This is a genomic window from Streptomyces sp. NPDC059917 (assembly GCF_042730635.1).
Classification (GTDB): Bacteria; Actinomycetota; Actinomycetes; order Streptomycetales; family Streptomycetaceae; genus Streptomyces.
On the sequence record NZ_JBHWLC010000012.1, the window covers coordinates 52,815 to 77,003 of the forward strand.

Sequence of the window (24,189 nt, forward strand, 5' to 3'; positions counted from 1 at the left end):
TTCGCGACATGCACGGGGAGCTGAATTCGAATGTCCAATGAGGACAAACTCCGCACCTATCTCAAACTGGCGACCACGGACCTCCGGCAGGCACGCCGTCGACTCGAGGAGCTGGAGGCCAAGAACCACGACCCCATCGCGATCGTGGCGATGAGCTGCCGCTACCCCGGCGGCGTCACCTCGCCCGACGAGATGTGGGACCTGGTCGCGAACGGCTCCGACGCCGTCTCGGTCTTCCCCACCGACCGGGGATGGGACGTGGAGAACCTCTACGACCCGGATCCGGACCAGCAGGGGAAGAGCTACACCCGCGAGGGCGGCTTCCTCTACGGAGCGGCGGAGTTCGACCCCGAGTTCTTCGGCATGTCGCCCCGCGAGGCCCTGGCCACCGACCCCCAGCAGCGACTGCTCCTGGAGACCTCCTGGGAGGCGCTGGAGCGGGCGGGCATCGAACCGAAGACGCTGCGCGGCAGCCGGACCGGCGTCTTCGCCGGCGTGATGTACAACGACTACGCCGCCCGGATGCAGTCGGCTCCCGAAGGCTTTGAGGGCCACATAGGCAACGGCAGCGCGGGCAGCGTCGCCTCCGGACGGATCTCCTACACGCTGGGCCTCGAAGGCCCCGCCGTGACCGTGGACACGGCGTGCTCGTCGTCGCTGGTCGCGCTGCACCTGGCGGTGCAGTCCCTGCGGAGCGGCGAGTGCACGATGGCCCTGGCCGGCGGCGTGGCCATCATGTCGTCCCCCACCATCTTCGTGGAGTTCAGCCGCCAGCGGGCCATGTCACCGGACGGCCGCTGCAAGTCCTTCTCGGACGCGGCCGACGGTGCGGGCTGGGCCGAGGGCGTCGGGATGCTGCTCCTGGAGCGCCTCTCGGACGCGCGGCGCCACGGACACCCCGTACTGGCCGTCGTACGGGGCTCCGCCGTCAACCAGGACGGCGCGAGCAGCGGGCTCACGGCCCCGAACGGACCCTCGCAGCAGCGGGTGATCCGGGCCGCGCTGGCCAACGCGGAGGTCTCCGCGGCGGACGTGGACGCGGTGGAGGCGCACGGCACCGGTACGACGCTGGGCGACCCGATCGAGGCGCAGGCGCTGATCGCGACCTACGGTCAGGACCGTCCGGCGCAGCGGCCGCTGTACCTGGGTTCGTTGAAGTCGAACATCGGTCACACGCAGGCCGCGGCCGGTGTGGGCGGCGTGATCAAGATGGTGCAGGCGATGCAGAACGGGGTGCTGCCGCAGACCCTGCACGTGGGTGAGCGGTCGTCGAAGGTGGACTGGTCCGCGGGTGCGGTCGAGCTGCTGACCCAGGCGCGCGAGTGGGTGCCCGGCGCCGCTGACCAGGTCCGTCGTGCGGGCGTGTCGTCGTTCGGCGTGAGCGGTACGAACGCCCACGTCATCCTCGAACAGGCCCCGGAGCGCGAGGAGTCGGCCGAAGGGTCGGAGCCCGTGGCGCCGTCGGCCGTGCCGTGGGTGCTGTCGGGCCGGGGCGTCGAGGCGCTGCGCGGTCAGGCCGCGCGCCTGTCGTCGCTCGTCGAGTCCGGCGGTGCGGACCTGTCACCGGTCGACGTGGGCCTCTCGCTCGCCACGGGCCGCGCCGCCTTCGACCACCGCGCGGTGCTCGTCTCCGGCGACCGGAACGGCCTGACCGCCGCGACGGCCGCGCTGGCGCGCGGCGAGGACGCCCCGGCCGGAGTGGTCACCGGCACCGCTCATGGGGTCCGTGACCGGGTGGTGTTCGTGTTCCCGGGTCAGGGTTCGCAGTGGGTGGGGATGGCGGTGGATCTGCTGGATTCCTCGCCCGTCTTTGCCGAGCGGATGGCCGAGTGCGGCCGTGCGCTGGCTGAGTTCGTGGATTGGGACCTGGAGGCGGTGGTGCGCGGGCGTGAGGGTGCGCCGTCGTTGGATCGGGTGGATGTGGTCCAGCCGGTTTCGTGGGCGGTGATGGTCTCGCTGGCCGCGTTGTGGCAGTCGTTCGGTGTGAAGCCGTCTGCTGTGGTGGGTCATTCGCAGGGTGAGATCGCTGCTGCGTGTGTCGTGGGTGGTTTGTCGCTGGTGGATGGTGCTCGTGTGGTGGCGCTGCGGTCGCAGGCCATTGCGGGCAGTCTGGCTGGTCTGGGCGGGATGATGTCGGTGGCGTTGCCGCTGGCGGAGGTGGAGTCCCGTCTGGTGCGTTGGGCTGGTCGGTTGGAGGTTGCGGCGCTGAACGGTCCGACCTCGGTCGTGGTGGCCGGTGACCCGGAGGCGTTGGACGAGCTCCAGGCCGAGTGCGAGGCGGAGGGTGTTCGGGCGCGCCGGGTTGCGGTGGACTACGCGTCGCACACCTCGCACGTGGAGCGGATCGAGGGTGAGCTGGCCGAGGTGTTGGCGGCGGTGCGGCCGGTGGCCGCGCGGGTGCCGTTCTTCTCCACGGTGGAGGGGGATTGGCTGGACACGTCGGGTCTGGATGCGGGGTATTGGTATCGGAACCTGCGCCAGACGGTCGGTTTCCAGGGCGCGGTGGAGGCGTTGGGGGAGCAGGGCTTCGAGGCGTTCGTCGAGGTCAGCGCGCACCCGGTACTGACGATGAGCGTCCAGGATCAGGCCGATTCCGCCGTGGTGGCGGGCACGCTGCGTCGTAATGACGGTGGCCTGGACCGGTTCTACGCCTCGCTGGCCGAGGTATGGGTCCAGGGTGTCGAGGTGGACTGGTCGCGGGTGTTCGAGGGGACGGGTGCGGCGCGGGTCGAGTTGCCGACGTACGCGTTCCAGCGGCGCCGGTACTGGCTCGACGCCCCGGTAGCTGCTGAGGTGGTCATCGACCCGGCGGAGGCCGCGTTCTGGGAGGCGGTCGAGGGCGAGGACCTGACCTCGCTCCTCACGACGCTGGACGTGTCGGCAGACGTGCCGTTCAGCGAGGTCCTGCCGGCGCTGTCGGCGTGGCGGACCGAGCGCCGTCGGGGGGCCGAGACGGATGGCCGCCGATACGACGTGGCGTGGAAGCCGGTGTCCACGGCCTCGGATCCGGTGCTGAGCGGAACGTGGCTCTACGTGGTTCCGGAAGGTCTCGCCGAGGACGCGTGGACGGCTGACCTGATCCAGGGGCTGGCGGCGAGGGGCGCACGTCCCGTCCGGCTGGTGGCTCCGGCGGACCCGGCCGCTTTGGCCGGGGCGGTGGCCGGCGCCCTGGAGGCCGAATCCGGCGCCGTCAGCGGTGTGTTGTCGTTGTTGGCGTTGGGGGAGTCGTCGTCCGGTGGTGGGTTGGCGGGTTCGTTGGCTTTGGTGCAGGCGTTGGTGGGTGTGGGTGTTGAGGGGCGTTTGTGGTGTGTGACGCGTGGTGCTGTGGGGGCGGGTGAGGTGGTTTCGGCTCCGGTGCAGGCGCAGGTGTGGGGTTTGGGTCGGGTGGTGGCGTTGGAGCATCCGGAGTTGTGGGGTGGCCTCGTCGATCTGCCGTCGGTGGTGGATGGGCGTGTGGTGGAGCGTTTGTGTGGGGTGTTGTCGGGTGTGGAGGGTGAGGATCAGGTTGCGGTGCGGGCGTCTGGTGTGCGTGTGCGGCGTGTGGTGCGTGCGGGGCGGGTGTCGGGGGCGTCGGTTGGTTGGTCGGGGCGTGGCACGGTCTTGGTGACGGGTGGTACGGGTGCGTTGGGTGGGCATGTGGCGCGTTGGCTTGCTGCTCGTGGGGTGGAGCATGTGGTGTTGGCTTCGCGTCGTGGGCCGTTGGCGCCGGGGGCTGATGTCCTGGGGGCGGAGCTGACGGATTTGGGTGTCGGGGTCTCGGTGGTTGCGTGTGATGTGGGTGATCATGGTGAGGTGGCCGGGTTGCTCGCCTCGTTGGGTGAGCGGTCGGCGACCGGTGAACTGCCGTCCCTGACCGGTGTGGTGCATACGGCGGGTGTTCTCGATGATGGTGTGATCGGGTCGTTGACGCCGGAGCGTTTGGCGTTCGTTTTGAGGTCGAAGGCGGATGCTGCGCGGTATCTGGATGAGTTGACGCGGGGTCTGGATCTGTCGTTGTTCGTGATGTTCTCGTCGATGGCGGGGGCTGTGGGTGGCGCGGGTCAGGGCAACTACGCGGCGGCGAACGCGTTCTTGGACGCGTTGGTGGAACAGCGTCGCGGGCTCGGACTTCCCGGCACCTCCATCGCCTGGGGAGGCTGGGCAGGAGACGGCCTCGCGGCGGGGGAGACGCGGGGCAAGTGGGCCCATCGCAGCGGGTTCGAGGCGATGGCACCCGAGGACGCCCTCGCCGCACTGGACCAGGTCCTCGACCGGGGCGACGAGTTCGCCATGGTCGCGGACGTGGACTGGGCGCGGTTCGCGTCGTCGTTCACCACCGTCCGCCGCTCGCCGCTGATCTCGGACCTTCCCGAGGTCGTGCGCCTCCTGGAGACTTCCGGCGAGGCGTCCGATCCGACCGGATCGGGTGCGGGCGGGTCCTCCTCCGTTTCGTTGGGCGAGCGACTGGCGGGACTGTCCCCCGCCGATCGGGCGCACGAGCTGCTCGTGCTCGTACGGACCCACGTGGCACGGGTGTTGGCGCACCCGAACGCCGACGCGGTGGATCCCGACCGGGCGTTCAAGGAGCTGGGGTTCGACTCGCTCACCGCGGTCGAGCTGCGCAACAGGTTGAAGGCCGCCACCGGTCTGTCGCTGCCCGCGACGCTCGTCTTCGACTACCCGAGTCCGGCCGCGCTGGCGGACAACCTGCGCACCCGTCTGGTCCCGGAGGCCGAAGGGGACGCCGGGGAACAGCCCAACGACTCCCGGGTGCGCGCAGCCCTGGCGTCCATTCCGCTCGCCCGGATCCGGGACGCGGGACTCATGGACATCCTGCTGCGGCTGGCGGAGTTCGAGAGCAATGAAGCCCTTTCCGGAGGTGAGGGCGAGCAGGGACCGGTCGACGAGGAGTCGATCGACTCGATGGATGCGGAAGCCCTGCTCCGAATCGCCTTCGAAAATTCTGATGTCTGATCCATGAATTCTTCGAATCGCCTCAAACGTTCCTGAACGCCTGTACCTGCGTGGAGTTGGCAATGAGTAATACGTCTCCTGAGAAGATTCTTGAAGCGCTGCGCACGTCGCTGAAAGAAACCGAACGCCTCCGCAAGGAGAACCGTCGGATCGCGGCGGCTTCTCGGGAGCCCATTGCCATCGTCGCCATCGGCTGCCGTTTCCCCGGGGGCGTGACGTCCCCCGAGGGACTGTGGTCCCTGCTGGACTCCGGCACCGACGCCGTCTCCGGGTTCCCCACCGACCGTGGCTGGGACGAGGACCTGTACGACCCGGATCCCACGCGCCACGGGAAGACCTACGTGCGCGAGGGCGCCTTCCTGGAGGGCGTCACCGACTTCGACCCCGGCTTCTTCGGCATCTCGCCGCGCGAGGCACTGGCGATGGACCCCCAGCACCGGTTGCTGCTGGAGACGTCCTGGGAGGCCCTGGAGCGGGCGGGCATCTCGCCGCAGTCGCTCAAGGGGAGTCGTACCGGCGTCTTCGCCGGTACGAACGGCTCCGACTACGGCGCCCTGTTGCGGCAGACCCCCGAGGGGCTCGAGGGCTACCTGGGCACCGGCAGGTCCGGAGCGGTGCTGTCCGGCCGGGTCTCGTACTTCCTGGGCCTCGAAGGCCCCGCGGTGACCGTGGACACGGCCTGCTCCTCGTCCCTGGTGACCCTGCACCTGGCCGCCCAGTCCCTCCGCAACGACGAGTGCACGCTCGCGCTCGCCGGCGGCGTGACCCTGATGACCACCCCCGGCGCGTTCGTGGAGTTCAGTCGCCAGGGCGCCCTGTCGCCGAGCGGGCGCTGCCGACCGTTCTCCGACGACGCGGACGGCACGGCGTGGGGCGAGGGCGCCGGAGTCCTGGTGCTGGAGCGGCTGTCGGACGCCCGGCGCAACGGTCACCCCGTGCTGGCGGTCGTGCGTGGTTCCGCGGTGAACCAAGACGGTGCGAGCAACGGTCTGACCGCGCCGAACGGTCCCTCGCAGCAGCGCGTGATCCGCGCGGCCCTGGCCGACGCCCGGGTCTCCGCGGCGGACGTGGACGCGGTGGAGGCGCACGGCACCGGCACGACGCTGGGCGACCCCATCGAGGCGCAGGCACTGCTCGCGACCTACGGCCAGGACCGCCCCGCCGACCGGCCCCTGTGGCTCGGCTCGCTGAAGTCCAACATCGGTCACTCCGCGGCCGCCGCCGGAGTGGGCGGCGTCATCAAGATGGTGCTGGCCATGCGGCACGGCGTCCTGCCGCAGTCGCTGCACGTCGGCGAACCGTCGTCCGAGGTGGACTGGTCCGCGGGTGCGGTCGAGGTCCTCGCCGAGGCGCGGGAGTGGCCGGCGGTCGAGGGGCGTCCGCGTCGTGCGGGCGTGTCCTCCTTCGGCGTGAGCGGTACGAACGCCCACGTCATCATCGAGCAGGCCCCGGAGCTCGAAGCCGCGCCCGAGGTGGCGTCGCCGGTCACGGCTGCGGCGGTCGTGCCGTGGGTGCTCTCCGGGCGCGGGGCCGAGGGGCTGCGCGGGCAGGCGGCGGGGCTGTCGTCACGGGTCGAGGGCGACGCGGCGCTGTCCCCGGTGGACGTGGGCTGGTCGCTGGCGGCCGGGCGCGCCGAATTCGAGAACCGCGCCGTGGTGATCGGTGGCGGGCGCGAGGAACTGGTCGCCGGCGCGGCCGCGTTGGCGCACGGTGAGTCGGTCCCGGGTGTGGTGGTGGGTCCGGGCTCGGTGGCGGGTGGCGGTCGGGTGGCCGTGTTGTTCTCGGGTCAGGGTTCGCAGCGGGTCGGTATGGGGCGGGAGTTGTACGCGCGATTCCCGGTGTTCGCCGGGGCGTTCGACGAGGTGTGTGGGGTGTTGGACCGGGAGCTGTCCGGTCATGTGCGGGGTGGGGTGCGTGAGGTCGTCTTCGGTGAGGGCGGTGCTGAGGGCGCGCTCGATGAGACGGTGTTCACGCAGGCGGGTCTGTTCGCCGTCGAGTGGGCGCTGTTCCGGCTGATCGAGTCGTGGGGCGTGCGGCCGGAGTTCGTGGGCGGGCACTCGATCGGTGAGTTGGTCGCGGCGTGTGTGGCGGGTGTGTGGTCGTTGGAGGACGCGGCCCGGTTGGTGGCCGCGCGCGGTCGTCTGATGCAGGCGTTGCCCGCGGGTGGCGCGATGGTGGCGGTGCAGGCGTCGGAAGCCGATGTCGTCGAGCTGCTGGCCGATTACGCGGAGCGGGTCTCGATCGCTGCGGTGAACGGCCCGTCGTCGGTGGTGCTGTCCGGTGACGAGGATGCGGTGCTGGAGGTGGCGGCGGCGCTCAAGGCCCAGGGTCGTAAGACGAAGCGCCTGGTGGTGTCGCACGCGTTCCATTCGCCGCGCATGGACGCCATGTTGGAGGAGTTCCGCGAGGTCGCGGCGAGTCTGACATACGGGCCCGCTCGGATACCCGTGGTCTCGAACGTGACGGGTACGGTGGCGACGCCGGATGAGTTGGGTTCGCCGGAGTACTGGGTGCGCCACGTGCGCGGAGCGGTCCGCTTCGCCGACGGCGCCCGGGCGCTCAGGACTCAAGGCGTCTCCGTATTCGTCGAGTTGGGTCCTGAGGGGGTGCTGAGCGCGATGGGAGCGGAGTGTGTGCCGGACGGCGTCTTCCTCCCCGTGATGCGCTCGGGCCGAGGCGAGGAACTCTCGTTCGTCACCGGAGTGGCGCGTGCGTGGACGCACGGCGTCGCCGTCGACTGGACCCAGGCCTTCGCGGGCACCGGCGCGTCCCGGGTGGACCTGCCGACCTATCCCTTCCAACGCCAGCGCTACTGGCTGGAGAACGACCCGCGGAGCGGGGGCGACGTGACCTCCGTCGGCCTGACCTCCGCCGACCACCCCCTGCTCGGGGCGGCCGTGGACGTCGCGGGACGGGACGGGGTCATCTACACCGCCCGGCTGTCGCTCAAGACGCACCCGTGGCTGGCGGACCACCGCATCGGTGACGTCGTCGTACTTCCCGGATCGGCGCTCGCCGACGTGCTCACCCACGTGGGCGAGCACGTGCACGCCCCGGTCGTCGACGCGCTCGACATCTCGGCACCGATCACCTTCCCGGCGGCGGGGAGCACGACCCTCCAGCTGAGCGTGGACGCCCCCGACGCCGACGGGCGGCGACCGGTACGGGTCCACTCCCGGATCACCACGGAAGCCGACACCGACACCGACCCCGGCGCGGGCACCGGAACCGACCGGCACGCCTGGACCGAGCACGCCACCGCCACGCTCGCCGTCCGGGACGGCGCGTGGGACGAGAGCGAGGCGCGCACCGCCTCGGACCTCACGTCCTGGCCGCCGCGGAACGCCGTCGAAAGGACGGACCTCACGCTTCCCGGAGTACGGGCGGTGTGGGAGTCCGAGGGCGGGGCGTACGCGGACCTGTGCCTGCCCGAGTCCGCCGACGGCGCCGACTCCGACCGGTACGGGGTCCACCCGGCGGTCCTGGAGACGGCACTGCGGCTGACCGTGCGGCTCGGCCTCGTCCCCGACCTCTCCGCAGCCCTCGACCCCGACACGAGCTGCCTGGCGCACGCGTGGTCCACCGTACGGTCGTACGCGAAGGGCGCGAGTTCGCTGCGCGTACGGCTCACGCCCAAGGGCACCGACACCGTGGCCATCAGCGCCGCGGACGACACCGGTGCTCCGGTGCTCGACGTCGGCGCCGTCACCCTGCGCACCTTCACCCCGCAGGCACTGCCCACCGACCGCCCCTACGGCCGCGACGCCCTGTTCGAGGTCGAATGGGTACCCGCCGCGAGCGGCCCGGCAACGGCCGTGGACGAGCGCTGCGCGTACGCCGACCTGGCGGACGGTCGGGCGGTACCGCCCGTCGTCGTCTTCGAACCCGGGACCGGCGATCCGGACGGCTCCGTGCCCGAGCGGGTGCACGCCGTCGGGCAGCACGTCCTGGAGGTCCTCCAGCAGTGGCTGGCCGATCCGAAGGCGGCGTCGTCCCGACTGATCGTGGCCACCGCGACGTCGCCGGGAACGGACGCCGAGCTCGTGGCCGAGTCGATCCGCGGCCTCGTGCGCTCCGCCCAGTCGGAGAACCCGGGACGCCTCGTCCTGCTGGAAGCCGACCGGCTCGACCAGGAGACGCTCCGTACGGGCCTGGCGGCAGCAGGGTCGGACGAGCCGCGGATCGCGGTCCGCGAGGGGCGTGCCCACTTCCCCCGCCTGCGCCGCGCCGTGGTGCCCGCCCTGCCCGCCACCGACCTGGACCTCGCCGCCGGGGCGGTGCTGGTGACCGGCGCGACCGGGGGACTGGGTCGCCTGGTGACCCGGCACCTCGTCGACGCCCACGGCGTGACCGAGCTGGTGCTGGTGTCCCGCTCCGGCCGGGACGAGCAGTGGGCCGACGAACTGGCCGCGCTGGGCGTCTCCGTACGGATGGTCGCCGCCGACGTCGCCGACCGCGAGGCCATGGCGGACGTCGTGGACGCGCTCGGTGACCGACTCGTCGGCGTCGTCCACACCGCCGGCATCGTCGACGACGCGGTGGTCGCCACCATGGACGAGGGGCAGTGGCACGCGGTGCTGCGGCCCAAGGTCGACGCGGCCTGGCACCTCCACGAACTGACGGCCGGGCTGGACCTGCGCGCCTTCGTGCTCTTCTCCGCGGCCGCCTCGCCCTTCGGCGGCGCCGGTCAGGGCAACTACGCGGCGGCCAACGCCTTCCTCGACGCCCTGGCCGCACACCGCCACACCCTCGGACTGCCCGCGGTCTCCATGGCCTGGGGGCTGTGGGGACCCGAGCTCGGCGGCATGGGCGGACGGCTCGGCGACACCGACCTGACCCGCATGGCACGCCTCGGCATCCTGCCCATCTCCGCCGAGCAGGGTCTGGCCCTGTTCGACGCGGGCCTCGTCGGCGCGCGGCCGACACTCGTCCCCGTACGCCTCGACCTGGCCGCGCTGCGCGACACCGGCCAGACCCCCGCCCTGCTGCGCAGCCTGGTGCCGGTCCCGGTCCGGCGCGAGGTGACCAGGGGCACCGCCACGGCGGGCACCCGCATGGGAACCCCGGCGGACGCCCTCGCCCACCAGCTGACCGGACTGGCTCCGGCCGACCGGCACAAGCACCTGCTCGACCTGGTGCGCGACAGCGCGGCGACGGTGCTCGGCTACGCCTCGGCCCAGGCCGTCGACGCCCACCGGCCCTTCAAGGACGTCGGATTCGACTCCCTGACCGCCGTCGAGCTGCGCAACCACCTCGCCGCCACGACCGGTCTCGCACTCTCGGCCACGCTGGTCTTCGACTACGCGACGCCCACCGCACTCGCGCAGCACCTGAGCGCCGAACTCCCCGGCGGGGCGGACGGCGACGCCGGTGCCGGGCGGGCCGCGGACGGGACCGTGTCGGCGCCGGTCGCCGCGACGGACGACGACCCGATCGTCATCGTCGGGATGGGCTGCCGCTTCCCCGGCGGCGCGAACTCCCCCGAGGAACTCTGGCAGTTGTTGGCCTCCGGTGGCGACGCGGTGACCGAGTTCCCGCAGGACCGGGGCTGGGACATGGCGACCCTGTTCGACCCCGATCCCGACCGCATCGGCAAGAGCTACGTCCGGGAGGGCTCCTTCCTGGAGGGCGTGGCCGACTTCGACCCCGGGTTCTTCGGCATCGCACCGCGCGAGGCCCTCGCCATGGACCCGCAGCAGCGGCTGCTCCTGGAGACCTCGTGGGAGGCGATCGAACGGGCCGGCATCGACCCGTCCACGCTGCGCGGCAGCCGGACCGGCGTCTTCGCCGGAACGAACGGCCAGGACTACAGCGCCCTGCTGTTCCGCTCACCCAACGAGTCCGACGGCTACCTCGCCACCGGAATCTCCGCCAGCGTGGTCTCGGGCCGCCTCTCGTACACCTTCGGCCTCGAAGGCCCGGCGGTGTCGGTGGACACCGCCTGTTCCTCCTCCCTGGTCACCCTGCACCTGGCCGCCCAGGCGCTGCGTGCGGGGGAGTGCACCCTCGCACTGGCGGGCGGCGTCACGGTCATGTCCACCCCGGGCCTGTTCGTGGAGTTCAGCCGCCAGCGGGCCCTCTCGTCGGACGGCCGCTGCCGACCCTTCTCCGACGACGCGAACGGCACGGGCTGGGGCGAAGGCGCCGGCATGGTGCTGCTGGAGCGGCTGTCGGACGCCCGGCGCAACGGTCACCCCGTGTTGGCGGTCGTCCGTGGTTCCGCGGTGAACCAGGACGGTGCGAGCAACGGCCTGACGGCGCCGAACGGTCCGTCGCAGCAGCGGGTGATCCGGGCCGCGTTGGCGAGTGCGGGTGTGTCCGCGGCCGATGTCGACGTGGTCGAGGCGCACGGTACGGCAACGACGCTGGGCGACCCCATCGAGGCGCAGGCCCTGCTGGCGACCTACGGCCAGGACCGCCCGGCCGAACGGCCCCTGTACCTCGGTTCGTTGAAGTCGAACATCGGTCACACGCAGGCCGCCGCGGGTGTGGCCGGTGTGATCAAGATGGTCCAGGCGCTGCGGCACGGGATCATGCCGGAGTCGCTGCACGTGGGTGAGCGCTCGTCGAAGGTGGATTGGTCGGCGGGTGCGGTCGAGCTGCTGACGGAGGCGCGCGAGTGGGTGCCCGGTGCTGCTGACCAGGTGCGTCGTGCGGGTGTGTCGTCGTTCGGTGTGAGCGGTACGAACGCGCACGTGATTCTTGAGCAGGCCCCTGAGGCCGAGATTGAAGTTGAGGTTGCCGATCCCGTGGCACCGGTGGCGGTGCCGTGGGTGGTCTCCGGCCGTGGCACCGAGGCCGTGCGGGATCAGGCCGGACGGCTGGCGTCGCTCGTCGGGGCCGGTGGTGCGGGTCTGTCGCCGGTGGACGTGGGGTGGTCGTTGGCTGCCGGGCGTGCGGAGTTCGAGAACCGCGCCGTGGTGATCGGCGGTGCGTTGAGTGAACTCGCCTCTGGTGTGGGTGCGTTGAGTGAGGGTCTGCCGGCTTCGGGTCTGGTGGAGGGTGTGGTTTCGGGGTCCGGTGGCCGGGTGGTGTTCGTGTTCCCGGGTCAGGGTTCGCAGTGGGCTGGTATGGCGGTGGATCTGCTGGATTCCTCGCCGGTGTTCGCGGAGCGGATGGCCGAGTGTGGTCGTGCGTTGGCTGAGTTCGTGGACTGGGATCTGGAGTCGGTGGTGCGCGGGCGTGAGGGTGCGCCGTCGTTGGATCGGGTGGATGTGGTCCAGCCGGTCTCGTGGGCCGTGATGGTGTCCCTCGCCGCTCTGTGGCAGTCGTTCGGTGTGAAGCCGTCTGCTGTGGTGGGTCATTCGCAGGGTGAGATCGCTGCGGCGTGTGTCGCGGGTGGTTTGTCGCTGGTGGATGGTGCTCGGGTGGTGGCGCTGCGGTCGCAGGCCATTGCGGGCAGTCTGGCGGGTCTGGGCGGGATGATGTCGGTGGCGTTGCCGCTGGCGGAGGTGGAGTCCCGTCTGGTGCGTTGGGCGGGGCGGCTTGAGGTCGCGGCGCTGAATGGTCCGACCTCGGTCGTGGTGGCTGGTGACCCGGAGGCGTTGGACGAGCTCCAGGCCGAGTGCGAGGCGGAGGGTGTTCGGGCGCGCCGGGTTGCGGTGGATTACGCGTCGCACACCTCGCACGTGGAGCGGATCGAGGGTGAGCTGGCCGAGGTGTTGGCGGCGGTGCGGCCGGTGGCCGCGCGGGTGCCGTTCTTCTCCACGGTGGAGGGTGATTGGCTGGACACGTCGGGTCTGGATGCGGGCTATTGGTATCGGAACCTGCGCCAGACGGTCCGTTTCCAGGGTGCGATCGAGGATCTGGTCGCGCAGGGGCACGGCACGTTCGTCGAGGTCAGCGCGCATCCCGTGCTGACGATGAGCATTCAGGACCAGGCCGAGTCCGCGATCGTGGCGGGCACCTTGCGCCGTAATGACGGTGGCCTGGACCGGTTCTATGCCTCGCTGGCCGAAGTGTGGGTCCAGGGCGTGGACGTCGACTGGTCGCAGGTATTCGAGGGAACGGGTGCGGCCCGGGTCGAGCTGCCGACGTACGCGTTCCAGCGGCGCCGGTACTGGCTCGACGCCGGAGGCGCGGTCACCGGTGACATGGCCTCGGTGGGCCTGCTGCCCGCCGACCACCCCTTCCTCGGCGCCGCGATCGAGCTGCCCGGCTCGGACGGGATCGTGCTCACCGGACGGCTCTCGGCGCAGGCGCACACGTGGCTGCCCGCACAGGGCGCGGAGGGTGCCGCGGTGCTGCTGCCCGCGACGGCGTTCGTGGAGATGGCGCTGCGGGCCGGTGACGAGGTCGGCTGCGACGTGGTCGACGAGCTGACGCTCCCGGCACCCCTGGTACTGCCCGCGCAGGGTGGTGTCCAGCTCCGGGTACGGGCCGCGGAGCCGGACTGGACGGGGCGCCGCAAGTTCAGCGTCCATTCGCGGACCGAGGCCGGATCGGCCGACGCCCCGTGGGTGTGCCACGCCACGGGCGTGCTGGCGACCGGCGACGGTTCGGCGCCGGACTGGGACCTGGTGTCCTGGCCGCCGGCAGGAGCCGTGGCGGTGCGGAACGAGGAGCTGGACGCCCTCTGGCAGGGGGCGGACGGTGACGTGTTCGCCGAGGTGAGCCTGCCCGGAGCGGACGAGCAGCAAGGGGAGGCGGCCCGTTACGGTCTGCACCCGGCCCTGTTCGACGCCGCTCTGGACGCCGCTCGGTTCCTCGCGGGCGCGGGGGACGACACGGGCGCGGACGGACCGTGGGTCCCCTCCTCCTGGCAGGGCGTGTCGCTGCACGCCGTCGGCGCCGCCAGGCTGCGGGTGCGGATCACGGCCACCGGCCGACACGGCGCGTACTCGATCGCCTTGGCCGATGCGACCGGTGCCCCCGTGGCCTCGGTCGAGGCGCTCGCGCTGACCCCGCCGGACGCCGCCCGGCCCGGTGGTGACGCCGTGGCCCCGCAGGAGGGGTCCGGGCGGCCCGCCGTGCGTCGGAGCGGGCCCCGGCGGACCGCCGCATCGGCCGGTGCGACCGGCACCGCCGGTGGATCGGACCTGCGGCGGCGGCTGATCGGGCTCGCCGACGCGGACCGGACCCAGCTGCTGTCGGACCTGGTGCGCGCCGAGACGGCCGTGGTGCTGGGGCACCCCGGGCCCGAGACCGTGGACCTCCACCGGGGGTTCTTCGAGCAGGGCTTCAACTCGCTGATGTCGGTGGACCTGCGCAACCGGCTCGGTGCGCGCACCGGGCTGCGCCTGCCGACCGGGTTCCTCTTCGAGTACACGAAGCCCACGTCGGTGGTCGCCCACCTGCAGAAGGTGCTGACCGCCCCCGACGCGTCCGACCCCTCCGGCGGCCCGGCGACCTCCGGTACGGGGGCCCCGGCGCCGGCCGGAGGCATCGAGGCGATGTTCCGCCAGGCCCATGCCGACGGGCAGCACACGGCGGGCAACGAGCTGATCATGGCGGCGTCGAGCCTTCGGGCCGCCTTCGACAGCGGGTCGGCCGCCGAGCACCTGCCGGAGCCCGTGCGGCTGGCCGTCGGACCGGCGCGGCCCACGCTGTTCTGCCTCCCCGCCGTGGTGGCGACCGCGGGTCCCCAGCAGTACACCCGCTTCGCCGAGCACTTCCGTGACCGGCGCGACGTGACGGTCGTACCGCAGCCCGGATACCTGGAGGGCGAGAGCATCCCGGCCGACATGGCGGCGCTCGTCGAACTCCACGCGCAGGCACTGGTGCGGGCGGCCGGGGACGATCCGTTCGTGCTCGTGGGCCACTCCGCCGGCGGTCAGATCGCCCACGCCGTCACCGCGCACCTGGAGGACATCGGCGCCGCACCCGCGGCGTTGGTCCTGCTGGACGTGCCCTGGCCCGACGACGACGAGGTCAACAACGACGTCGGCGTGGCGATGCTGGGCGTGGTCTTCGACCGCGAGGCGAAGCTGGGCGGCGGCATCATGAACGACACCCGCCTGAGTGCCATGGGCGGATACCACCGGATTCTCGGCGCCTGGCGCCCCGAGCCCATCAAGACGCCCACCCTGCTCGTCCGTGCCACCGAGCCGATGTGGACCGCCTCCGGCGACCCGGAGCAGGCGCACGTGCTGCACATCGACTGGAAGCTGGAGCACACCGCCAGGGAAGTGGCGAGCGACCACTTCGGCATCGTGGAAGAGCACGCGGAAGCCACGGCGCGCGTCGTCGAGGCATGGCTCGACGAAATGGCCTGAGGGTTCGTTTCGACACCGGCCGGCAGTACGAGAAGTCGGTTCCGTCGTCGGTCCTCGGCCGTCGATCCCCGACCTCTGACCTCTGATATTCGACCTCTGCTATTCGACCTCTGATCTTTGATCGCGGATTCGCACGCTCGCGCAACGGCGCATTCGTGCGGTGAACTGGAGCCATTCCCTTGAAGAAGCACATAGCCGTACTCGGCGCCCCCTACCAAGGACACGTGAACCCCACCCTCGCGGTGGTCGCCGACCTGGTGGGACGAGGACACCGGATCACGTACATCACGACGGAGCAGTTCTCCGGAGCGGTTTCGGCGGCCGGCGCCAAGGCCGTCACGTACGAATCGGTCTGGCCCGCCAACCGCAGCGTGCCGGCGGAGATGACGGCCGAAGAAATGGTGAAGGGTCCGCTCCAGCTCCTCCGGGAGAACATCGCGGTCGCGACCGCCGCCGAGGGCGAACTCGCCGCGGACCTGCCCGATCTCGTGCTGTACGACACGCTCATGAACTTCGGCGCTCGGGCCCTCGCCGAGAAGTGGGAGACGCCGGCCGCGCAGATCATTCCGCTGCTCGCGTCGAACGAGCACTTCTCCGTGATCCAGGCGCTGTCGGAGGAATTCCCCGCCATCGACCCGCAGCACCCGGCGCTGGTCGAATTCGGCATGAAGCTCGTCGAGTTCCGGGCCGGACACGGCCTGCCCGCCCCGGGCCCCGGTGACTTCCTCGCCGCGTCGGAGGACCTCAACCTGGTCTGCGTCGCCGCGGACTTCCAGCCCGCCGCCGAGACCTTCGACGACCGCTACGTCTTCGTCGGCCCCGGCCTCGCCGCCCCCGCGACCCGGCCGACGTGGACCCCGCCGCAGGGCGGTGCCCCCGTGCTGCTGATCGCGCTCGGCACGCTCTTCAACGAGCGCCCGGACTTCTACCGCGCGTGCGCCGAGGCGTTCGCGGACCTGCCCTGGCACGTGGTGATGGCGACCGGCGACCACGTCGACCCGGCGGACCTCGGTGACCTGCCCGCCAACTTCGAGGTGCACCGGCAGGTGGCGCAGCTCGCCGTGCTGGAGCACGCCGACGTCTTCGTGACGCACGCGGGCATCCGCAGCACGATGGAGTCGCTGGCCGCCGGCACGCCCCTGGTGGCCGTCGCGCAGTCGGTGGAGCTCGACTTCAACGCCCGCCGGATCGCCGAGCTGGGCATCGGCGTCCGGATCGCCCGGCAGGAGGTCACCCCCGAGGCCCTGCGCGCGGCCGTGCTCACGGCGGCCGAGGACCCGGAGATCCGGCAGCGGGTGGCCGACATGGCGGAGCGGGTCCGTGCGGCCGGCGGGGCGACCCGCGCCGCCGACGAGGTCGAGGCGTACCTTGCCCGCCGCTGACATGACACCGGACTACTGGGCCGACCGCACCGTCATGGTCACCGGCGGACTCGGTTTCGTGGGCTCGCACGTCGTCGAGGAGCTGCTCGGTCGGGGCGCGCGCGTCCTGTGCCTGTACCGCACCGACAGGCCGGAGGTGCGGGCCGAGTTACCCGCTACCGAGGCCCTGTCGACCGTGTGCGTCGACATCCTCGACTACGACGCGCTGCTGGCCGCCGCCGAGACGGTGCCGCACGTCGACGCCGTCATCAACTGCGCCACCCTCGACGGCAACATGGAGTTCCTGCTGGAGCACTCGGGCCGGATGTTCGACGAGAACGTCCGCATGGTCTCCAACGTGCTGCAGATGGCCCGGCACTGCAAGACGCAGGACGTGGTGCTCATCAGCTCGGCCGAGATCTACTCGTACGAGAGCGAAGAGCCGATGCGGGAAGAGGACGACCACCGCCGGCACATGGAGTTCTCGCCCAACGGCTACCGGATGTCCAAGATGTTCACCGAAATCGCCGCGGACCTCCACCGCGAGCAATTCGGAATGCGCATCTACACGCCCCGCCCCACCAATGTGTACGGTCCGCGGGACGATTTCGGTACGACCACCAATCACGTCATTCCGAACATGCTCATGAAGTTGGCGTCCGGTGAGGACGTCGAGATCTGGGGCGACGGAAGTCAGACCCGGACCTTCATACACGTCAACGATCTCGTGCGCGCGATCTTGTGTATGGTTCAGTCCGCGGAGCACAAGACGCTCAACATCGGTACTCCGGAATCTATTTCGATCCGCGATCTGGCCCATCTTCTGGCCGCGGCGACCGGGCGCACGAACGGCGTCCGATTCGATCTGGACAAACCGGTGGGAGCCGCACGTCGCGCGCTCGACCTCGAAAGATTCCACAGCGTCGTCGATTTCACTCCGAGGTCGTTGAAGAGCGGCATAGCCGACACAGTCCAGTGGTACCAAAAGAACTTGCAGAGGGTCCGATGAAGGTTTCATTGCAGACGTTCGGGACGCGAGGCGACGTCCATCCCTTCGTGGCGCTGGGGATCGGGATGCGCGGGCGCGGGCACGACGTGTCCGTGGCCACGTCCGTGGACTTCAAGCCGATGGTGGAAGAGGCCGGGCTGGAGTTCCGGGAGATCCCCGGCAACAGCGCCGACTACTTCGCGGCCCCCGCCGTCATCAAGGCGATCCGCAAGAGCCCGTCGTCGATCCGTACGGCGATGGCCATGGAGCGTCCCACGATGGACGAGGTGACGAACTCCCTGGAGAAGATGCAGGAGGCCGCGGAGGGCGCCGACTTCCTGCTCACCTCGCTGATCCCGCGCGGCGCCGGCTACGCCGGGCCCGGGCTCCCGTGGGGCACCGTCTCCTGGTGGCCGATCACCGAGACCCGCGAGTTCCGCGCGTACAAGACGCCGGACCTGCCGCTGGGTCCGGCGTACACCAAGCTCACCCACACCCTGTCCGCGCAGATGGAATGGGCCTGGCAGCGCCCCGCGGTCAACAAGCTCCGCGCCCGCCAGGGCCTGGCGCCGGTGAAGAAGTCGCCCGTCGGTCGGCTCGGCGTCGAGCAGCCCATCCTCTATCCCTACAGCCCGGCCTTCATGCCCCCGCCGGCCGACTGGCCCGCGCACGCGCACGTCACCGGCTACTGGGTCCGGGAGCGCCCCGACCAGGAACCCCCGGCCGGTCTGGCCGACTTCATCGACGCCGGTACGAAGCCGCTGGTGCTCGCCCTCGGCAGCGCCTGGCCGGTGTACGGCGAGGAGACCTTCGCCCTGGTGCGCGACGCGGTGCGGCACGCCGGGCGGCGGCTGATCGTGGTCGGCGGACCGGAGGGCACCGGGTCCGACGACGTGTTCCGCGTGCAGGAGGTCGACTACGGCTGGCTCTTCCCGAAGGTGGCCGCCGTCATCCACGGCGCCTCGTTCGGCACGACGGCCGACGTGCTGCGCGCCGGCGTTCCGCACGTGACCGTGCCCTGCTGGGCCGACGGCCCCTACTGGGCGGACCGGATCGCCGAACTGGGCCTCTCCGCACCGCCGGTGCCCTTCCAGAAGATGACCGCGGAGAAGCTGCGCCAGGCCGTCGACACCGTGATCGGCGACCCCGGCGTGGCCCAGCGGGCCGCCGCGATCGGTGAGCGCGTGCGCGCCGACCGGGGCGTCGAGACGGCCTGCGACGTCATCGAGTCCTGGGGCGACCGGGCGCTCTGACCGGGCGCTCCGACCGCGCTGCTCCCGCACCCCCCATTCACCACGCCTTGGAGGCTGACCCACCCATGACCACGTACGTCTGGGACTACCTGCCGGAATACCACCAGGAACGCAAGGACATCCTCGACGCGGTCGAGACCGTCTTCGACTCGGGCCAGCTGGTGCTCGGCGCGAGCGTCCGCGGCTTCGAGGAGGAGTTCGCCGCGCTCCACGGCGTCCGCCACTGCACCGGCGTGGACAACGGCACCAACGCCATCAAGCTCGCCCTCCAGGCGGTCGGTGTGGGCCCCGGCGACGAGGTGATCACCGTGTCCAACACGGCCGCCCCGACCGTGCTCGCCATCGACGGCGTCGGCGCCACCCCCGTCTTCGTCGACGTCCGGGCCGACGACTTCCTGATGGACACCGACCAGGTCGCCGCCGCCATCACCCCCCGCACCAAGGCCCTCCTGCCGGTGCACCTGTACGGCCAGTGCGTGGACATGGCGCCCCTGGAGGCCCTCGCCGCCGAGCACGGCCTCGCCCTCGTCGAGGACTGCGCGCAGGCGCACGGCGCCCGCCACCACGGCCGGATCGCCGGATCGATGGGCGACGCCGCGGCCTTCTCCTTCTACCCGACGAAGGTCCTGGGGGCCTACGGCGACGGCGGCGCGGTCCTCACCAACGACGACGACGTCGACCTCGCCATGCGGCGGCTGCGCTACTACGGCATGGACAAGGTCTACTACGTCGTCCAGACCCCCGGCCACAACAGCCGGCTGGACGAGGTGCAGGCCGAGATCCTGCGGCGCAAGCTCACCCGCCTGGAGGACTACGTCGAGGGGCGCCGCGCCATCGCCCGCCGCTACGAGGAGGAGCTCGCCGACCTCACCGGCCCGGGCGGCCTGCTGCTGCCCAAGGTCAACCCCGGGAACGACCACGTCTACTACGTGTACGTGGTCCGCCACCCCCGTCGCGACGAGATCATCGAGCGCCTCAAGAACGAGCACGACGTCTCGCTCAACATCAGCTACCCCTGGCCGGTGCACACCATGACCGGCTTCGAGCACCTCGGGTACGCCAAGGGGTCCCTGCCGGTCACCGAGGAACTGGCCGGGGAGATCTTCTCGCTGCCCATGTACCCGTCGCTGCCCGCGGACCTCCAGAGCACCGTCATCGGTGCCCTGCGCGACGTCCTCACGACCCTCTGAGAAGGAGTCACCGGTGAAAGCGCTGGTACTGTCCGGCGGCATGGGGCTGCGGCTGCGCCCGTTCAGCCACTCCCTGCCCAAGCAACTGATCCCGCTCGCCAACAAGCCCGTCCTGGTGCACGTCATCGAGGCGCTCAAGGCCCTCGACGTCACCGAGATCGGCATCGTGGTCGGCGAACGCCCCGAGAAGATCGCCGCGGTCCTCGGCGACGGCGCCGAGCTGGGCGTGCGACTCACCTACATCCAGCAGGACGAGCCGCTCGGCCTCGCCCACTGCGTCGCCATCGCCCGCGACTTCCTGGGCGACGACGACTTCGTCATGTACCTCGGCGACAACGTCCTCACCAACGGCGTCGTCGAGATGGCCCGCGAGTTCCGCGCCCGGCGCCCCACCGCACAACTGGTGGTGCACCAGGTGGCCGACCCGCGCGCCTTCGGCGTCGCCGAGGTCGACGAGGACGGGCGCGTGCTGCGCCTGGTCGAGAAGCCCGAGGACCCGGCCAGCGACCTGGCGCTCGTCGGCGTCTACTTCTTCACCCCCGCCATCCACGAGGCCGTGGCGGCCATCGGCGCCAGCGCCCGCGGCGAGCTGGAGATCACCGACGCCATCCAATGGCTGGTGGAGAGCGGCGCCGACGTACAGGCGCGCACCTACACCGGCTACTGGAAGGACGCCGGTCGCATCGACGACGTCCTGGCCTGCAACCGCGAACTCCTCGACGGGATCAAGCCCTGCGTCGACGGCGAGGTCGACGCGGAGAGCGAGCTGATCGGCGCGGTCGTGGTCGAGGCGGGCGCCCGCATCGTCCGCTCGCAGATCATCGGCCCCGCGGTCGTCGGCGCCGGGGCCCTGATCGAGGGCAGCTCCATCGGCCCGCACACCTCCATCGGCGAGGACTGCCTGCTGCGCGGGACCGAGGTCAGCGACACGATCGTGCTGGCCCGTGCGAGCGTCGAGGGCGTCCGGTCCATCCGCGGCTCGGTCATCGGCCGGGAGGCCAGCGTCACGGCGGCGAGCGCCGACGGCTCCCACCGACTGATCGTCGGGGACCACGCGAGCGTGGAGGTGGCCGCGTGAAGCTCCTGGTGACCGGCGGCGCCGGCTTCATCGGGTCCTGTTACGTGCGCACCCTGCTCGACGGCGGCTACGCCGGGTACGAGGACGCCCACGTCACCGTCCTGGACAAGCTGACCTACGCCGGAGACCGGACCAACCTCCCCGCCCGGCACGAGCGGTTGACGTTCGTCGAGGGCGACGTCTGCGACCAGGACCTGCTGCGGGACCTGCTGCCCGGACACGACGCCGTGCTGCACTTCGCGGCCGAGTCGCACGTGGACCGCTCCATCGAGGACCCGTCCGTCTTCGTCCGCACGAACGTCGTCGGCACGCAGAACCTGCTGGAGGCGTGCCTGCGCACCGGAGTCGAGCGGGTGGTGCACGTGTCCACCGACGAGGTGTACGGCTCGATCCCCAGCGGCTCGTGGACCGAGGAGTGGCCGCTGGCCCCCAACTCCCCGTACGCCGCCTCCAAGGCGAGCAGCGACCTGATGGCCCGCGCCTACGCGCGCACCCACGGCCTCGACGTGTCCGTCACGCGCTGCTCCAACAACTACGGGCCCTACCAGCACGTTGAGAAGCTGATCCCGCTGTTCGTCAGCCGGCTGCTCGCCGGGGAGAGCGTGCCGCTGTACGGGGACGGCTCCAACGTCCGCGAATGGCTGCACGTCGGCGACCACTGCGAGGCGCTGCAGCTGGTCCTCACCAAGGGCCGCGGCGGCGAGGTCTACAACATCGGCAGCGGCGGCGAGCTGTCCAACCGCCAGATGACCGAGCTGCTGCTCGACCTGTGCGGTGCCACCTGGGAGAGCGTGCGCCGGGTCACCGACCGCAAGGGCCACGACCTGCGCTACTCCCTGGACGACAGCAAGATCCGCGAGGAACTCGGCTACGCGCCCGCCGTCGACTTCGCGCGGGGCCTCGCCGACACCGTCGCGTGGTACCGGGACCACCCGGAGCGGTGGAGCGCGGCCGCGGCGGATCCGGGAGCGCGGGCATGACGGCGCTCCTGACCCACCCCGGCGGGCTGCGCAGCTGCGAGGACGCGGCCCTGCCCGGCCGCCTGGCGGCTTCGCAACGGGCCCGGCAGGGAGTCCAGTTGTCACTGGACGCGTTCGACGCCTGGCTGGAGGAGCGCCGTGCGGCGCATCCCTTCCGGGTCGAGCGGGTCCCCTTCGCGGCCGCGGAGGGCTGGAGCTTCGACGACGCCACGGGCAACCTGGTGCACCGCAGCGGACGGTTCTTCAGCGTCGAGGGTCTGGCGGTACGGTCCGCCGACGGGCCGGTGAGCGCGTGGCACCAACCCATCATCCGGCAGCCGGAGATCGGCATCCTCGGCATCCTGGTCAAGGACTTCGGCGGGGTGCCGCACTTCCTGATGCAGGCGAAGATGGAGCCGGGCAACCCGAACCTGCTCCAGCTGTCGCCCACCGTGCAGGCCACGCGGAGCAACTTCACGGGCGTCCACCGCGGCGCGCCCGTGCGCTACCTGGAGTACTTCGCCGGGGCGGGGCGCGGCCGGGTGATCACCGACGTGCTGCAGTCCGAGCACGGCGCGTGGTTCTACCGCAAGCGCAACCGCAACATGGTCGTGGAGGTCGCCCCGGAGACCGAGGTCCCCCTGGCCGACGACTTCTGCTGGCTCACCCTGGGACAGCTGAACGACCTGCTGGCGCGGGACAACGTGGTCAACATGGACTCCCGCACGGTGCTGGCCTGCCTGGCTCCGCACCTGCCCGCCGCCGAGCAGGCGGACGGCGCCCTGACGCCGACCGCCGAGCTGCTGGGCTGGCTCACCGGGCAGCGCAGCGAGCGCGAGATCGAGGTCTCCCGGGTCCCGCTGCGCGAGACGCAGGCGCGGGGCTGGCACCGGAGCGCGACGGAGATCGCCCGCGAGGACGGCCGCTACTTCAGCGTGGTGGCCGTGTCCGTCCGGGCCGGCAACCGGGAGGTGAGCGGCTGGCACCAGCCGCTCTTCGCCCCGAGCGGTTCGGGCGTGGTCGCCTCGGTGGTGCGCGAGGTCGGCGGCGTGCCGCACGTGCTGATGCGGGCCCGCGCCGAACCCGGCTTCCGCAGCGCGGTCGAGCTGGGCCCGACCGTGCAGTGCGTGCCGGAGAACTACGACCCCGCCGACCGGCCGCCCCTGCTGGACTACGTCCTGAACGCCGATCCGGGCAGGGTCCGTTACGACGCGGTCCTGTCGGAGGAGGGCGGACGGTTCCTGAACGCGGTCTCCCGCCACCTCGTCGTCGAGGCGGACGACGCCCTGCCGGACCACCTGCCGCCGGACTTCGCGTGGTTCAGCGTGCCGCAGCTGAACGCGCTGCTGCGGCACGACCACTACGTCAGCGTGCAGGCCCGTACGCTCCTGGCCTGCCTGAACTCGTTGTCCTGACGGGGCCGCGGCCCCGCCCGGATCACGCGGGGTCGGCGTCGGGGCGCAGTACCTCGGGGGCGACCTCGGTGTACGTCTCGCCCGTGACCGGGCAGTGGAAGCGGCCCTCGCCCGCGTCCCGCAGGGCCACGCCGGCCCGCCCCACCCACTTGATCCGGCGGGCGGGCGAGCCGGCCACCAGGGCGTGGTCCGGCACGTCGCGGGTCACCACGGATCCGGCCGCGACCAGGGCCCAGCGCCCGATCGTCACCGGGGCGACGCACACGGCCCGTGCGCCGATCGAGGCGCCGTGGCGGACGGTCACCCCGACCGGCGTCCAGTCCTGCGGCCCCTTGGCCGCACCGTCGGGGGTGAGGGCGCGCGGGTGCGGGTCGTTGGTGAGCACCGCGGCGGGGCCGATGAACACGCCGTCCTCGATCCGGGCCGGCTCGTAGATCAGGGCGTAGTTCTGGACCTTGCAGTCGGCCCCGAGCGTCGCTCCGGGGCCGATGTAGGCGCCGCGGCCGATGGTGCAGCCGGGGCCCACCACCGCGTCCTCCCGGATGTGGGCCAGGCCCCAGACGGTCGCGCTGTCGCCCACCGTCGCGTTTACGTCGACCTCGGCGCCGGGGTCAATATGGGGGGTCATCGATCCTCCTTCAGTAGAAATCCGCAATGCTATATGGATAGCGGAAAGACTGTCGCAATTTCGCCGTGACGAAGGTCACGTCAACACTGTATGGCCCCCGTATGTCAAGTCGGCTTGACAGGATGATCCACTCTCGATTTAGGTGGACGT

Annotated in this window: 10 protein-coding genes; 9 read left to right on the forward strand and 1 reads right to left on the reverse strand. The window is 71.4% G+C overall.

Annotated elements, in window-relative coordinates:
* Window positions 1-30: 30 nt before the first annotated feature.
* From ACFWAR_RS09960 to ACFWAR_RS10000, 9 genes are all read left to right on the forward strand, one after another.
* Complete coding sequence (locus ACFWAR_RS09960; protein WP_385775006.1) at window positions 31-4,953, forward strand: type I polyketide synthase; 4,923 nt, start codon at window positions 31-33, stop codon at window positions 4,951-4,953.
* Window positions 4,954-5,015: 62 nt separating this feature from the next.
* A complete protein-coding gene (locus ACFWAR_RS09965) occupies window positions 5,016-15,167 on the forward strand; it encodes an SDR family NAD(P)-dependent oxidoreductase (RefSeq protein ID WP_385775008.1) in 10,152 nt (3,383 codons plus the stop codon).
* A gap of 179 nt (window positions 15,168-15,346) precedes the next feature.
* A complete protein-coding gene (locus tag ACFWAR_RS09970) occupies window positions 15,347-16,549 on the forward strand; it encodes a macrolide family glycosyltransferase (RefSeq protein ID WP_385775010.1) in 1,203 nt (400 codons plus the stop codon).
* Window position 16,550: 1 nt separating this feature from the next.
* On the forward strand, window positions 16,551-17,537 hold the full coding sequence (locus tag ACFWAR_RS09975) for an NAD-dependent epimerase/dehydratase family protein (RefSeq protein WP_385775012.1): 987 nt from the start codon (window positions 16,551-16,553) through the stop codon (window positions 17,535-17,537).
* Window positions 17,534-18,769, forward strand: coding sequence for a glycosyltransferase (locus ACFWAR_RS09980; protein ID WP_385775014.1), 1,236 nt, complete (start codon window positions 17,534-17,536; stop codon window positions 18,767-18,769). The genes ACFWAR_RS09975 and ACFWAR_RS09980 overlap by 4 nt, the downstream gene beginning before the upstream one ends.
* A gap of 65 nt (window positions 18,770-18,834) precedes the next feature.
* A complete protein-coding gene (locus tag ACFWAR_RS09985; RefSeq protein ID WP_385775016.1) occupies window positions 18,835-19,959 on the forward strand; it encodes a DegT/DnrJ/EryC1/StrS family aminotransferase in 1,125 nt (374 codons plus the stop codon).
* 13 nt (window positions 19,960-19,972) lie between these two features.
* Window positions 19,973-21,037 (forward strand): glucose-1-phosphate thymidylyltransferase, encoded by a 1,065-nt coding sequence (locus tag ACFWAR_RS09990; protein WP_385775018.1) that lies wholly within the window; start codon window positions 19,973-19,975, stop codon window positions 21,035-21,037.
* Window positions 21,034-22,017 carry a dTDP-glucose 4,6-dehydratase gene (gene rfbB / locus ACFWAR_RS09995; RefSeq protein WP_385775020.1) on the forward strand — a complete coding sequence of 328 codons (984 nt, stop codon included), beginning with the start codon at window positions 21,034-21,036 and terminating at the stop codon, window positions 22,015-22,017. The genes ACFWAR_RS09990 and rfbB overlap by 4 nt, the downstream gene beginning before the upstream one ends.
* Window positions 22,014-23,411 (forward strand): NDP-hexose 2,3-dehydratase family protein, encoded by a 1,398-nt coding sequence (locus tag ACFWAR_RS10000; RefSeq protein ID WP_385775022.1) that lies wholly within the window; start codon window positions 22,014-22,016, stop codon window positions 23,409-23,411. The genes rfbB and ACFWAR_RS10000 overlap by 4 nt, the downstream gene beginning before the upstream one ends.
* Window positions 23,412-23,433: 22 nt before the next feature.
* Here ACFWAR_RS10000 and ACFWAR_RS10005 read toward each other — a convergent pair whose 3' ends face one another.
* A complete protein-coding gene (locus ACFWAR_RS10005; protein ID WP_385775024.1) occupies window positions 23,434-24,039 on the reverse strand; it encodes an acyltransferase in 606 nt (201 codons plus the stop codon).
* Window positions 24,040-24,189 lie beyond the last annotated feature (150 nt).

Bases quoted from the DNA above. Each gene is read 5' to 3' on its own strand.
- ACFWAR_RS09960 (WP_385775006.1), top strand. From the start codon at position 31: ATGTCCAATGAGGACAAACTCCGCACCTATCTCAAACTGGCGACCACG.
- ACFWAR_RS09965 (WP_385775008.1), top strand. From the start codon at position 5,016: ATGAGTAATACGTCTCCTGAGAAGATTCTTGAAGCGCTGCGCACGTCG.
- ACFWAR_RS09975 (WP_385775012.1), top strand. From the start codon at position 16,551: ATGACACCGGACTACTGGGCCGACCGCACCGTCATGGTCACCGGCGGA.
- ACFWAR_RS09980 (WP_385775014.1), top strand. From the start codon at position 17,534: ATGAAGGTTTCATTGCAGACGTTCGGGACGCGAGGCGACGTCCATCCC.
- ACFWAR_RS09985 (WP_385775016.1), top strand. From the start codon at position 18,835: ATGACCACGTACGTCTGGGACTACCTGCCGGAATACCACCAGGAACGC.
- ACFWAR_RS10000 (WP_385775022.1), top strand. From the start codon at position 22,014: ATGACGGCGCTCCTGACCCACCCCGGCGGGCTGCGCAGCTGCGAGGAC.
- ACFWAR_RS10005 (WP_385775024.1), bottom strand. From the start codon at position 24,039: ATGACCCCCCATATTGACCCCGGCGCCGAGGTCGACGTAAACGCGACG.